We start from the raw sequence: 14161 nt of genomic DNA on the forward strand, positions 1-14161 counted from the left end.
CGATCACCAACCTCACCGCCGAGCAGGCCGACCCCGCCGAACTAGCCGACTGGCTACGCGGTCACTGGTCCATCGAGGTCCTACACCACATCCGCGACACCACCTACCGCGAAGACGCCAGCCGCCTACAGACCGGCAACGCACCCCGCGCCCTGGCCACCCTCCGCAACACCGCGATCAGCCTGCTCCGCCTGGCCGGCGTCACCTCCATCGCGCCAGCCCTCCGGAAGAACAGCCGCAACCCACACCGATCCCTACAACTACTCGGAATCACCTAGAACGGGCATATCCCTACCTTGCGAACGCCCTGGCGAGGACGGGTTCGGCATCGGCGCGGAATCCGCGCTCTCGGAGAGCAGTTCCAAGAGCGCGTGCGCTTTTCCCATGATCGACAGTGCGGTTTCGGTCTTGGTCAGCTTGGCCTGTAAGCGGGCATTCTCCCGCTGAAGGCGGGCAAGTTCGGCGTTCTCGGCCTTCTTCGCTGCCCGCGCGGCCGATTGCCGCCGGTCCGTCAAGCCGGCCGAGGCTCCGGCGTCTCGGGCCTTGCGCCAGTCGAGGATGTGTGAGCCGTACAGCCGTTCCCGGCGCAGAATCGCCCCACGCGACGCCGCATCTGGTGCTGCGTCGTACTCATCCAGGATCCGCGCCTTGAACTCTGCGGCGAATGTCCGCCGCTGGGGCCGGGCGTCCGGATCCAGACTCTCGTAGGACTTCGACGTCATGCTGATGATCTCTCCTCAGAACCGTCCAGGAAGAGTATCCCCTGGTAGACGAGCTGTCTCACATCAGCGTGACAGGGAGGGGTGTCCCGTCCCCGGGGTTGCCCCGGAGAGACAATGGCCGGACCCCACGCGGGGGAGCGGCCTGGTCAGCTCGGGACACGCTGCCATGGGAGCAGCGTAGAGAACGAAGACCGTCATCGGTGTCCGCGATGCGTGTGGCGCGGCGGAGAGAACCGTTTCGCCGAGCACCAACGGAGCACCGTCACTGCCGGTCGTCGGCGGCGGCTTCCTGCTGGGATTCGTCCTGAACCTACCGCTGGCGAGGGCGAGTATCAGTGGAGTGTCAGCGTAAGCCCGTGGCGGCCCGGTGGTCGGCGATGAGACGTGCGACGAGTTCGGCGGCCACGTCGGTGGGGTGGGCGACGACGCTGCCGTAGTCGATGGCTTCGCCCGGGGAGACGTGAACATGGTCTGCCTGCCTGAACCCGTCGGTTGCGGTGTTGCTCGGCACGTTGACCCTGCCGTAGGAGATCACGGTGGCGGGGTCGAGACCGATGGCGGGTACGACGAGGTCACCGCGAGGTAGTTCCAGCGCCGTCAGCGTGTTGAGCATGCCAGTGAGCTGCTTGATCAGGTCGTCCCGGTCGAGCACCACGCCCATTTGGCCTCGGGGCAGCGGGGCCCACGCCGACCGTTGCCCGGATCGGGTGACCACGAGCCCCTTCTCGCTGTCTCGGTCGCTGCTCGTCGCCCGGGCGACGGTGGAGTCGGCGTGCGCGTGGAGGGCTTCCAGCCGGGTAAATACGCCGTGCTGTCGGCCATGGTCAAGCAGCAGGTCGGCGAGGGCTCGCCAACAGTCACGTCTGCACAAGCGTACGGCGTCGTCCACTGTCAGTCAGGTGCTGGACAATGCGGTGGCCAGGGCGCGCGGGGTCGGGTTGCGCATCAGGTCCACGAGTCGCAGTGCGATGCCGTCGGCACGCATCTCGGCGAGGACGCTTACCGCGTGTGCCGAGTTGCCACCGACGACGAAGAAGTCGTCCTCTGGCCCGATGTCGGTGCCCAGCATCCGGGTCCAGATGTGCTGGATACGGCTGGCGAGGTCGCCGTCCACCGAGGCGGGACCGGGCGTCCCGGCCGTGGGCTCCGGCAACGCCGAGACGTCGAGCTTTCCGTTGACCGTCAACGGAAGCATGCCCAGTACGGTGATGGTGGCCGGGGTCATGTATGCGGGCAGCGAGGCGCTCGCATGCGAGGCGACGTCATCGGTGTCCACCGTGCCCGTGCCTGCCGGTACGACGTACGCGTCGAGACGGGCAGTGTTCGGGTCGTCGGCGGCCGCCCTGTGCACCACCACTGCTGAGGCGCTGACGCTGGGGTGTCTTTGCAGCACAGCCCGGATCTCGTCGAGTTCTATGCGATGGCCTCGAACCTTGACCTGGTTGTCCAGTCTGCCAAGATGTTCCAGGCTGCCGTCGGGTAGCAACCTGCCGAGGTCGCCGCTGCGATACATGATTCCGCCCCGGAACGGATCCGGCGGGAATCGTTGCGCGGTCAGTTCGTGCCGGTTGAGGTAGCCGAGCGCGACGCCAGCGCCGCCGACGTGGATCTCTCCGGTCTGGCCCAACTGGACGGGCGAGCCGTACTCGTCGAGAACGTAGATGTACCAGCCGGGTAGCGGCCTCCCAACCGACCGGGAGGCCGCCTCGGCGAGCGCCCGGGTGATCGTCTGCTCGGTGACGTGCACGGTGGTCTCGGTAATGCCGAACATGTTGACAACGCGGCATTCGGGGTGTGCGTCGAACCAGGGCAACAGGACCTGGGTGTCGAGTGGTTCCCCCCCGAAGATCAGCAACCGCACGTCGACCTCGTCGTGCGGCACCGCGAGCAGTTGGGCGAACGCCGACGGCGTCTGGTTGAGCACGGTGACCGACTCGCCGACCAGGAGGTCGCGGAACCGCTCGGGGCTCCGGGAGTCCAGACACGTCACGACGACGAGCCGACCACCGGTCAGCAGGCAGCCCCAGATCTCCCAGACGGAGAAGTCGAACGCGCTGGAGTGGAACAGGGTCCACACGTCGCCCCCGTCGAACTGGTACTCGCCCCTGGTCGCCTCGATCAGCCAGGTCACATTCCGGTGCGGGACCACGACGCCCTTCGGCTGCCCGGTGGATCCGGAGGTGTAGATGACGTAGGCGGGGTCATCTGGAGTGCGGGCCGGGGTGGCGTGGCCAGGGCCGGCGAGCCCGCGCAGATCTTCGGGGGACATCGTTCTCGCCGGGACCGGGAGGTCGATCAGCCTGGTGATCACGACGTTCGCGCCGGTGTCGCCGACGGTGTGCGTGAGCCTGCCCACCGGGTAGGACGGGTCGGTCGGCACGTACACCGCGCCCGCCTTCAGCACCCCGAGCAGCACCGCGACCAGTTCGGCCGATCGGTCGAGGCACACGACCACCATGTCACCGGGAGCCACTCCGAGCGTGATCAGCCCGCGCGCCACCTCGTCGGCGTGGTCTGCCAGTACCGCGAAGGTCATGCTCGTGGCGCCGTCGGTGACCGCGACCGCGTCGGGCGTTCCTGCGGCGACCCGGTCGAACGCCGAGGTGATCGTCCCGGGATCGGCGTCCACCGACCGTGGCGACTCGCCGAGCGCGATCAGCTCGGCGGTTGGAACGTCGTCGCGGAACAGGTCGCGCCGTTCAGATGCGAGGTTCACCCAAGCCCCCTGTATGCACGGTTACGTCGATGAGCGACAACACCTGTTCGACGCTGTCGGTCAGGTAAATGTGCCCGCCGGGCAGGTCAAACAAGGCGAAGTCCTTGCTGGTGGACGCGGACCAGCCCGCCGCCTTCTCCAGGGGCACCAGCGCGTCGTCCCTACCGACCACAGCGGTGACCGGAACCGGCAACAGCTCGGAGGTGCCAGGCACGTAGTGTTCGAACATCTCCACGTCGGCACGCAACGTCGGCAGGATTAGCTCGCGCATCTCCGGGTCAAACATCGCGTCGTCGGTGACCCCAGCGAACTCCGCCACCCTGTCGAGGAACGCATCGTCCGGCAGCCCGGTCGCCCCCAACGACCGTTCTTCGGCTGGTGCCGCGGCCCCGCTGACGAACAGCGCGGCCACAGTGACGTCCGGTTCCGCGACGAGGCGGTGGGCCAACTCGAACGCGATCAGGGCGCCGAGGCAGTGCCCGAACAGCACCACCTCGCCCGCTCCGGCCAGCGTGGGCAAAAGGTCGTCGACCGCCGCGTGCACGTCGCGCATCGGTTCGACGTCGACGCGCCGTTCCCGGCCGGGCAGCAGGCCGGGCCGAATGTCGAAGCGGTCACCACACAGCGGTCGCCACGCGTGGTAGTACGACGTGCCCGCGCCAGCGAACGGCAGACAGATCAACGGTGTCGGCATCGCGCCCCTGGGCCCGGTCATTCCCGCGGCAGCAGCGCGTCGTAGCGAACCGGCAGGCTGCGCAGACCACGGCTGGTGGAGTTGTCGAACGCCCACTCCAGCTCGGACGGGGCCGCCGCGAGCCGCAGCCCCGACAGGCGCCGCAGCAACGTCGGGAACGCAATCGAACCCTCCACGCGGGACAAAGGGGCGCCTGCACAGAAGTGCGGCCCGTGCCCGAAGGACAGGTGCCGGTTCGCCTGCCTGGTGATATCCAACTCGCCGGGGTTGTCGAACACGGCCGGATCGTGGTTGGCGGCGCCTAGGAGCACGTGCACGAAGCTCTGCTTCGGGATCTTCACTCCGGCCAGTTCCATGTCTTCGGTGCTGATCCGCAGCGTGCCACGGAACACCGGGGACTCGAACCTCAGGAACTCCTCCACCGCCGACTCGACCAGCGAGGGGTCGGACTTCAGGAGCGCAAGCTGGTCCGGCCGTGCCAGCAGTGCCGACATGCCGTTGCCGATCAGGTGCGCGGTCGTCTTGTGGCCGGCGATGATGAGCAGCACGAGGTTGGAGATCAGCTCCTCCTCGCTGTACACCTCGTCCTCGTCCGCAGCCCTGATCAGCACGCTGACCAGGTCGTCGCCGAGGTCTTCGCGTCGGTTGGCGAGCAGGCCGACGAGGTATTCCTCGACCTTGTCGCTCGCGGCCTTGAGCAGCCTGTTGCGTTCCTCGTCCGGGTAGGGCGCATTGCTGAGCAGGACCACGTCCGACTTGACTTGGCCGCGGTCCGTCGGCGGAATGGCGAGGAACTCACTGATGACATTCATGGGCAGGTCGAAGGCGAAAGCCATCAGGTCCACCTCGCCCGACTCCGGGAAGCCGTCGATCAGGTCGTCGGTGATCTGTTGGATTTTCGGACGCATCATTTCCATGCGCCGTGCGGTGAACGCCTTGCTGACGAGCTTGCGCAGCCGGGTGTGGTCCGGCGGGTCCGCGTTGAGCATGTGGTGCACCAGGATCGGGCTGGCGTCCTTCAGTTGCTCCTGGAACCAGTCCGGCGACGCGGTGAGCTGCTTGGACAGCCGGGGGTCGCCGAAGGCGCTGAGCGCGGTCTCGTAGTCGGCGACCACATACGCCTCGGCCCCCGGCGGGTGGTTGATCTTGTGGACCGGGCAGTGGCTGCGGACCTCGTTGTCCCAGCCGTGTATGTCGTCGCCGGGATTGTTGAAGAACTCGGGGGGCAGCGTCTGACCTGGGCTCCATTCCTTTCGGGCGGACACGGTGCTGCCGTCGTCGACTGAGGTCATGGCTTGAGTTCCTCCAACTGGTCGAGGCGTGGCAATGAGCGCATGGTGGGAGTGAAAGTGACCAGCGCGATGAGGGTGGCGACGGTGCACACGGTGCCGAAGACGACCGCGGGCCCGCCTGCGTCGAACAGCGCGCCGATGCCGAACAGGCCGATCGGCTGCACGATCAGGGACAGGAAGAAGACCGCGCCGAGAACCCGTCCCTGCGCCTTGTCCGGGGTGAGTACCGAGACGTAGGTAAGGGTGAGCGCGCTCATGACCGGTCCACGCACGAAGACGAGACCGACCAGCAGGCCCATGACCCACAGGCTCGGGACGAATGCGAGCAGCAGCGCGGCGACCGGGCCGATCCACGCGGCGTAGAAGAAGATGTAGCTCGGCTTGACCTTTTTCAGCACCGGAGCCGCAATGAATGCGCCGGTCAGACCGCCGATGCCGGCGCACGCGACGGCTATGCCGATGAGTGCGGACGAGTCGCTCTCGCTCTGCCCCGTTGCGGCGATCGCGATGAATATGCCGGTGTGGTTGAACACCATGTTCGAGCCCATCGTCCACAGCAGCGTCCAGAACAGGATCGGCTGCCGCCGGATCAACCGGAACCCCTCTTTCGCATGGCGTTTGCCGTCGTCGTCGGCCGTCCGTTCTGCCTGCAACGGCTTCTTGATCAGCAGCAGCAACAGTGACGACACCACGAACGTCACCGCGGCGCCCAGGTAGGGAAAGGCCCGGCCGATGGCAAAGAGCCAGCCGCCGACCGGCGGGCCGATCAGCGTCGCGCCGAAGAACCGAATGCTGTTCTGCGACATCGCCGTGCTGACCTGTTCCGGTGGTACCAGAGCCTTGATCGCGGCGATTCCCGCGGGCTGGGACAGGCTGAGGAAGACCGACGAGGAGATCGCGATCAGGAGGATCAACAGCAGGTTGACGTTGTCGGTGGCGATCAGCAGGTACAGCACGCCGAGCAGCACGGCCCGGGTCAGATTGCAGGTCAGCAGCAGCTTTTTCCGGTCGAACCGGTCGGCGAACTGACCCGCAGGAAGCGACACGAGTCCGGCGACGATCACCTGAGCCGCCGCGATCAGACCGGCCCACAGCGCCGATCCCGTCGAGGCGAGAATGAGCAGTGGGTAGGCGAACTCCGCGGTCTCCTTGGCGATTGCCGCGAGCGCCTCGCTCGACCACAGTGCCTGGAAGTTCCTGTTGCGCCGCAACGGGACAGCAGCGTCGGCGGCTCCGGGCACCGGCCGCACGGACGCGTCCTGGCTGGTGGACATTGGGGCGTCCTCCCTCTTCAGCTTGTTCATTGTTCGGACAGGCGTGCACGCAGGGTGGCCGCGAGACCGGCGACGTGCGGCGCGGTCAGCATCGACCAGTGATCGCCCGCCGCGTGGTGGGTGCTGACGGTGCCAGAGTAGGTTCCGGTGAGCCTGTCGCGGGTTCGCGCCAGTGCCGCCTCGCCGGTGGCGACGAGGAACACGGTCGCCGCGCAGCGAACGGGGCGTGGGCGGTACCGCAGCAGCGCGGTGATGTTGGCGGTGAATCGGGCCCGCAGTGCCCGGTCGCGGCGTACTCGCGCGCCGAGCGGCCCGGTGCCCAGTACGACGTCACCGAGCATGCGGAGGCTGCCTGCCAGGTAGCCGGGGTCGGCGCCGATCGGACGGGCGGGTGCGGGCGGGAACCCGTCGAGCCCGATCAGATGGTCCACCGTGGCGCCGAGTGCCTCCAGCTGCCGCGCCACCTCGTGGGCAACGACGACGCCGAACGACCAGCCGCCGACGGTGTAGGGCCCGATCGGGTCGACCGACCGGATGGCGGCGACGTGGTCGGCGGCGAGCCGCTCGATGCGCCCGCCCGGTGCGCCCGCCGCGGGGTCGCCGGCCGCCGGCGCCACGCCGTAGACCGAGCGATCGAGCAGGGCGGCCAGCTCCCGGTACGGGAGCACGGTGCCGAACGCGTCCGCCATCAGGAACACCGGCTTGCCCGACGGCGCCGGGGCGGTGTGCAGCGGCACGATCCCAGCTGCTGGCCGCTGTTCGTCGGTCCGGTCGGCCAGGTGCATTAGGGTGCTGAACGTGGGGTCGGCGACGAACTCGACGGGAGAGACGGATTGTCCTGTCCTCTCGCGGAGGCGGCTGAGCAGCGAGACCACCATGAGCGATTCACCGCCGAGCGCGAAGAAGTTGTCCGCCTCGGCCACCGATGGCACCCCGAGAGTGGTGCACCACAACTCGGCAAGCAGCGCCCGGCCGGTGGTGGCGGGTCCGGGTGTCGGCGTGTCGGCACGCGGGACGACGGGGTGGTACGCGGGCCGGTCGTCGTCCGGGCTGGTGCCAGCCAACGGGTGCGGCGGCAACGAGCATCGGACAGGACGCTCCGACTCGTCGACGTTCATCAGCTCGCTCATTGCCGCGTCGACGCCGTGTGCCCACAGCGAGCCGACCGCCGTGAGCAGCGCCCGCTCGCCCCGCCCGCCGGGTCGGTGGTCGCCGCCGTCCGCAGCGCTCCCGCCGGACTTGCCGAGCAGCGGGATCGTCGCCGGGCCCGGCGACCAGTTCGGGTGCCTACGCAGCGTGCCGAGCATCGAGGTGCCCGGTCCCAGCTCCAGGAAAACGGCGATGTCCGCGGCGAGGAGGGTGGCCGCGCCGTCGGTCAGGCGGACCGTGTCGAGCAGTTGGCCAGCCCAGTAGTCGGGGCCGGTAACCAGGTTCTCGTCGGCCCAGCCACCGGTCTGGTTGGCGATCAGCCGAACTGTCGGCCGAGCGGACGGGTTGGCGGCGACCGCGGCACGGAACACCTCGGCGGGCTCTCGCATGGCGGGTGAGTGGAACGCGTGCCGAACCGACAGCGGGCGAACGTCGAGACCGGCGAGGGCGTCTGCGGCCAGTAGCGCGTCGACGGCGGTGTCCGGACCGGACAGCACGACGTAACCCGGTCCGTCAACGGCGAGGGTCACGTCATGGCCTGTGCCGATCCGGTCGAGCACCTCGGCGGCCGGGGCGGACACCATGACCATCCGTCCCGGCGGTGAGGCGGCCATGGCAGAGGCTCGCGCGAACACCAGGCTCGCCGCGTCCTTCGGCTCCCATACTCCCGCGAGCGTGGCCGCCACGTACTCTCCGACGCTGTTGCCGAACATGGCGGCGGGCCGGACGCCCCAGTCCCACAGTTGTCTCCCGAGCGCCCAGCCGAGTGTGAACAACCCGACCTGCTGGTGCACGGTGGACCGGAACCAGTCTTCCCGCGGTGGTTCTGCGGCCACGATCGGGCCTAGGTCGACGCCGTGCGTTACCGATATGTGCTTCGCGATGAGGTCGAAGTGCTCGCGGAAACCGGCGAGCAGCCGGTACGCGCTCGCACCGGCGTTGTCCTGCAGCGCGCCCTGGCCGGGGAACACGAAGGCGACGGTGCCGAGCCGTGCCGGTGCGCCGTCCTCAGCGGTCTCGCCGAAAGCGCGCAGCGCCTGCTCTGCCTCGTCGTTCGTGCTCGCGACGACCGTGTGCCGGCACCGGTGCTGTCTACGCCCGGCAAGCGTCCACGCGGCCTCGGCCACGTCGACGCTGGGCTCGGTGAAGCGTGTGGCGAGGTCGCGGTTGCTCTGCCGCAGTGCTGACGAGGTTGCTGCGGACACCGCTAGCACCCGGTACCCGGATCGGATCGGCCTGCTCCGCGTCGGCGCCGCCTCCAGGATCACATGGGCGTTGGTGCCACCTACCCCGAAGGAGCTGACAGCAGCGAGCGGGGTGCCCCGGTCGGGCCACTTCTCCACCTCGGTGCACACCCGAAACGGTGTGTCCGCCAGATTGAGCATGGGGTTGGGCCGCCTGAAGTGCGCGGTGGGCACGAACTGGCGGTGGTGCAGCGACAACGCCGTCTTGATGAGCCCGGCGACCCCAGCGGCCGCGCCGGTGTGCCCGATGTTGCTCTTGATCGCACCGAGCCCGCAAGACCCGGCGGTGGCGCCTGCCGGGCCCCACGCGTCGGTCAGCGCGGCGACTTCGATCGGGTCACCAATCCGGGTTCCCGTTCCGTGCGCCTCCACGTAGTCGACGTCGGCCGGGTCCGTCCCACCGACGTGGTGGGCGTAGCGGATCACCTCGCTCTGTCCCGTCAGGGACGGTGCCGTGTAGCCGATCTTGTCGGCGCCGTCGTTGTTGATCGCCGAACCGCGGATCAATGCCACGATCCGGTCGCCTTCCCGCAGAGCGTCGGACAACCGCTTGAGCACCACGACCCCGACGCCCTCGCTGGGCACGGTGCCCCCTGCGTCCTCGTCGAAGGGCCGGCACCGGCCGTCAGGGGACAGAATGCCGCCCTCTTCGTACAGGTACCCCCACTCGTCGCCGGGGATGATCGCGACACCTCCCGCGAGTGCGACGTCACACTCGTGCCCGACGAGGGCGCGGACGGCCGTGTGGGTGGCGGTCAGCGAGGTCGAGCAGGCGGTCTGCACGGTGACCGCGGGCCCGCGCAGGCCCAGCTTGTACGCGACGCGGGTGGCCAGGAAGTCCTTCTCCCTGCCGATCACGGTCGCCAACTCGCCCTGGCCGCTGCGCACGCGCGCGTCAACGACATCTGCGCCCGCGTAGACCCCGATCCAGCCAGGAAAGCGGGTGGGGTCGATCCCGGCGTCGTCAATCGCGGCTGACGCGCATTCGAGGAACACTCGTTGCTGAGGGTCGATGCTCGCGGCCTCGGTGCGGGAGTAGCCGAAGAAGGCCCAGTCGAAGTTCCTCGGGCCGACGAGCACGCCGCGAGCGGGCACGAACCCCGGTTGGCTGACGTGCTCGTGGTCGGCGCCGCCGTCGGTCAGCTCGGCCCGAGTGTAGTGGCGGATGCTGTCCGATCCGGCCACGAGGTTGGCCCAGAGCGCGCGGACGTCCCCAGCACCGGGGTAGCGGGCCGCCACGCCGACGATGGCGACCGTGTGGTCCGTGTTCATCCCACCGCCTTGCGGGTGTCGAGTTCCAGGGGGAGGTGGTCGAGGCCGATGTAGGAGATGTTGGGCCCCCAGACGGCAGGGATCGCCGCCAGCCGCGCGTCGGGGAAACGGGTGGCGAGTCGCCGCAACACGGTGGCCGCCTCCAGCCGGACCAGGGAGGCGCCGACGCAGTAGTGCGCGCCGAGCCCGAACGCGAGGTGCGGCCCGGTCCGCTCGCCGTCTCCGTTGGCGCCGGAGGTGTCGTCCTCGGCGACCGCGTCGGTCGCGGAGGACTCGGTGAACACCGTGATGCCGTCAGCGAGTGGGACGAACATCAGGTCGCCGGCCGAAAGCTGGGCGCCTGCCAGTGTCATGTCCTTCGTGACCACCCTGGCCACGTTGCGCAGCGGTGGCCGGGTAGCGAGTATGGACTCCACGAACCGGGCCGTCACGCGAGGGTCGTCGTGCTCGGCCGCGTCCTTGAGCATGGCCCACGTCGCGGCGTCACCCAGCGCGGTGTGCACGCAGGAGCCGAGCAGCGCCGCGGTCGTCTCCAGCCCTCCGAAGAGGATCATGGACAGGGTGGCGGCGGTGACCGCCCGCTCGCGCGGTGTGTCCGTCGGGAACCGGGACCACAGTGCGGAACCGGTTAGACATGCCAACATCTCCCGCATCACGTCGGTCGCCTTTTCGGCGTGATCGCGCCGATACATCGCGGCGAGGAACGCCGAAAGGTGCCGGGACCAGGTGTGTAGGACGCCTGGCTCGATGTCGATACCGACGACGTGGGCCATGACCCGACCGGACACCCCTTCGGCGACCGTGGGTATGAAATCCGGCGCCTGCTGGGCGGCCAGGTCGTCGAGACACTCGTCGACGATCGCCACGACGCGCTCCTCGAGCGAGCGCACAGCGGCGAGGGAGAACATGCGCTGCACCGGTTTGCGACGCGCGGTGTGCTCGTCCCCGTCGGTATGCACGAACCACAGCTGGATGAACTCGGTCAGCGCCTGGTACTCGGCGCGGGACTGGTCGGTCATGTACAGCTCGCCGAGCCGGACGGAGGTCCGGGAAGAAAAGGAGTCGGGATGGCCGAGTACGTGCCTGACCAGGGCCCGGTCGGACACCACCCAGCTCTCCAGCCCGTCGTCCCACGTCAGTCCGTCAGGCACCGGGACCGGCCTTCTCCACGAGCGTCGCGAGCCCGCTCGGTGTCGGCGTCAGCAGGAAGTCGCGCAGCCGGACGGTGGCGCCCAACTGTTCGCGAACGAGCCGGATCAGCCGCACGGCGCCCATCGAGTTGCCACCGCTGATGAAGAAGTCGGTGTCGGCGACGACTTCGGTCTCCGCGTTGTCGAGCGCCTTGACGAACAGCGAGATAACCGTCGTCAGCTCTATCGCCTCCACGGTGGCGGGCCTCGGTGCGGGTGCCGGCCGCCTGGACACGGCGCCGGCGGGCAACGCACGCGCGACGATCGCCTTGCGGTCGACCTTGCCGTTGTCCGTCAGCGGGACCTGATCGACGATCGCCCACAGTGTGGGGACCATGTAGACGGGCAGCCGCTCGGCGAGCCGGTCCCGCAGCATGGTCGCCGTGATCTGGTCGTCGGCGGCGACGACGGCCGCCACGATGCGCTTCTCGGCGCTGTCCGCGTCGGTGACGACCACGACAGCGTCCTTGACAGAGCGGTCCTCGGTGAGCGCGTCGCTGACCGCCGACAGCTCGATCCGGTAGCCGCGCAGCTTGACCTGGTGGTCACGTCGACCGAGGAACCGGACCTGTCCCTGGGTGTCCAGACGCACCAGGTCCCCGGTACGGTACAGCCGCTCTGGCACATCTGGTGAGAACCGCCCGAACATCTTCGTGGTCTCTGCCGGGTCGTCGAGGTAGCCGTCGGCCAGGCCTGCGCCCGCGCAGAAAAGTTCACCGACCCCGCCGGGTGGGACATGCCGGTACCGGTCGTCCAGAATGTATGCCCGGGAGCCGGGCACCGGTGTGCCGATGGGCAGCGGGCCGTCGACCTCGTTGGTGGAGCGCACCGAGTGGGTCAGCGTGAACGTGGTGTTTTCGGTCGGTCCGTATCCGTTGGTGACCACCAGCCCCGGGTATCGGGCCAGCACCCGGGCGACGTGCTCGTGCGGCACGACGTCCCCACCGGTGATCAGCTGGCGCATGGCGGCGAAGCCTTCCGGGGCAAACTCCTCGACCAACCGGAACAGCCCTGCGGTCAGCCACGCGACGGTGATCTCGCGGTCCCGCAGGAACGCGCCGAGCTCGCTCGGCGACGGGGTGCCGGCCGGGTAGACCTCCAGCGTGGCGCCACCGAGCAGCGTGGCCCAGATCTCCAGCGTCGACGCGTCGAATGCCAGCGGCGACAGCCGAAGCATCCTGTCGCCGGGGGCGAGCGTGACGAAGTCGGGTTCGTGCGCGAGCCGGACCACTGCGCGGTGCGGGACGCACACCCCCTTGGGCAGTCCGGTGGAGCCGGAGGTGAACGCGACATAGGCCAGCGAGGCGTCCGTCTCCACCGCCTGGTACGCCGCGGCGGCCAGCGGTTCACTGGGCCAGTCCGGTGCCCACGACGCGCACAGCGGTACGCCCTTGGCGGCGAGCTGCGCCGCGGCGTCCTCGGGGACCAAGGCCGCGCGAGGCGCTGCCTTCGCGAGGATCGCCTCGAGTTGCGGGCCGGGCTGGTTCAGCTCAATGCCGACGTACGCCGCGCCTGCGAGCACCACGCCGAGCAACCCGATGATCTCACCGGCGGAGCGCTCCAGCCCGACCAGCACGCGGTCACCCGGCTGCACACCCAACTCTCGCAGCAGCGCAGCCTGGCGACCAGCCGCCGCGGCGAGCTGAGCGTAGGTCAGCTCACGGTTGCCCTCCCGGACGGCGATCGCATCCGGCACCCGGTCGACCACCTCGGCGAACAGCTCGCCGAGGCCCTTGCGTGGGAACTCCTCCCGAGTTCGGTTGAGCTCGTGCAGCAGCGCGAGCCGCTTCCGCGACACGCAGCGCACGTCCGTCAGCACTCCAGTGACGTCGCCGGTCAGCTCTGCGACGGCCGCCTGGTAGTCGTCGGCGAACGCGGCGGCCTCGCTGCGCTGCCACACGCTCGTCGCGTACTCCAACTGACCGAGCAGCGTCGGTTCCGACCGGCCGAAAAGCAGCGAAACATCGAACTGCGCACCGCCGCCGTGGCCCTCCTCGACCCGCACGGTGACATCGCCGGCCGTGATGCGCTGCGGAATCAACTCGTCGTGCATGCCGAAACTGGCCTGTACCAACGGGTGAGCGCCGAGATCGCGCTCGACGCCGAGCAGGTTGACGATCTCCTCGAACGGTAGCGCGCCGGCGTCGATGCTCTTCGCGAGCGATCCCTGCACCGCCCGCAGGTAGGGAGTCACCGACAAGTCATCGTCGATGTCTACCCGGACGGGAACGAGGTTGCCGGTCGCGGCGACGAGTTCGGTCAGCTCCTCGGTGTCCCGGCCGAGCAACGACACCCCGATCACCATGGACCTGGCGCCGGTCCACCGGCCGAGGGTCAGCGCGTAGGCCCCGAGCAGGACGGTGAACGGGGTGACTCCGGCCGCGCCTGCCGTCGCGGCCACCCGCGGGCTGACCTCCGTGCCTAGTACGGCAGCCGCCATTAGCAGTCTGACCTGCTGGGATGTGGTGGGGGCGGCGTCCGACATGGACGCAGCCGCCCGTTGATCATGTGTTTGTGAAGACAACAAGATCGAAGGCGGCTGCTGCTGCCAGCATAGAGGCTGCCCGGGCGGCCCGGACCGCGGGTGAGTTGCTGGGACGGCTGCGGT

At 69.0% G+C, this 14161-nt stretch carries 10 protein-coding genes; 1 reads left to right on the plus strand and 9 read right to left on the minus strand.

The features are described 5' to 3' along the window. The coding region (locus F8271_RS24385) for a transposase (RefSeq protein WP_151492162.1) at positions 1 to 278 on the plus strand (278 nt) is incomplete at its 5' end. On the opposite strand, the gene F8271_RS24390 is transcribed toward F8271_RS24385, so the two are convergent. From F8271_RS24390 to F8271_RS24430, 9 genes are all read right to left on the minus strand, one after another. Next, entirely contained in the window at positions 261 to 722 is a 462-nt protein-coding gene (locus F8271_RS24390) for a transposase (protein WP_151492163.1), read from the minus strand. The genes F8271_RS24385 and F8271_RS24390 overlap by 18 nt on opposite strands. A gap of 343 nt (positions 723 to 1065) precedes the next feature. Next, a complete protein-coding gene (locus F8271_RS24395) occupies positions 1066 to 1383 on the minus strand; it encodes a hypothetical protein (RefSeq protein WP_151492164.1) in 318 nt (105 codons plus the stop codon). A gap of 234 nt (positions 1384 to 1617) precedes the next feature. After that, positions 1618 to 3438 carry an amino acid adenylation domain-containing protein gene (locus tag F8271_RS24400; RefSeq protein ID WP_225854727.1) on the minus strand — a complete coding sequence of 607 codons (1821 nt, stop codon included), beginning with the start codon at positions 3436 to 3438 and terminating at the stop codon, positions 1618 to 1620. Beyond that, complete coding sequence (locus F8271_RS24405) at positions 3422 to 4153, minus strand: thioesterase II family protein (protein WP_370461959.1); 732 nt, start codon at positions 4151 to 4153, stop codon at positions 3422 to 3424. The genes F8271_RS24400 and F8271_RS24405 overlap by 17 nt, the downstream gene beginning before the upstream one ends. After that, the gene (locus F8271_RS24410) at positions 4150 to 5424 is read right to left on the minus strand and encodes a cytochrome P450 (RefSeq protein WP_151492167.1); all 1275 of its coding nucleotides are present in this window, start codon (positions 5422 to 5424) and stop codon (positions 4150 to 4152) included. The genes F8271_RS24405 and F8271_RS24410 overlap by 4 nt, the downstream gene beginning before the upstream one ends. Further along, positions 5421 to 6698: an MFS transporter gene (locus tag F8271_RS24415; RefSeq protein WP_192580437.1), complete on the minus strand. Its 1278-nt coding sequence runs from the start codon at positions 6696 to 6698 to the stop codon at positions 5421 to 5423. Before F8271_RS24415 ends, F8271_RS24410 begins: the two co-directional genes overlap by 4 nt. 26 nt (positions 6699 to 6724) lie before the next feature. Next, positions 6725 to 10363: a type I polyketide synthase gene (locus tag F8271_RS24420; RefSeq protein ID WP_151492169.1), complete on the minus strand. Its 3639-nt coding sequence runs from the start codon at positions 10361 to 10363 to the stop codon at positions 6725 to 6727. After that, a complete protein-coding gene (locus tag F8271_RS24425) occupies positions 10360 to 11514 on the minus strand; it encodes a cytochrome P450 (protein WP_151492170.1) in 1155 nt (384 codons plus the stop codon). Before F8271_RS24425 ends, F8271_RS24420 begins: the two co-directional genes overlap by 4 nt. Further along, positions 11507 to 14038 (minus strand): amino acid adenylation domain-containing protein, encoded by a 2532-nt coding sequence (locus F8271_RS24430; RefSeq protein ID WP_370461960.1) that lies wholly within the window; start codon positions 14036 to 14038, stop codon positions 11507 to 11509. The genes F8271_RS24425 and F8271_RS24430 overlap by 8 nt, the downstream gene beginning before the upstream one ends. Between the last annotated feature and the right edge of the window lie 123 nt (positions 14039 to 14161).

The sequence above is a fragment of the Micromonospora sp. ALFpr18c genome, from assembly GCF_008868155.1.
In the GTDB taxonomy this organism is placed as follows: Bacteria; Actinomycetota; Actinomycetes; order Mycobacteriales; family Micromonosporaceae; genus Micromonospora.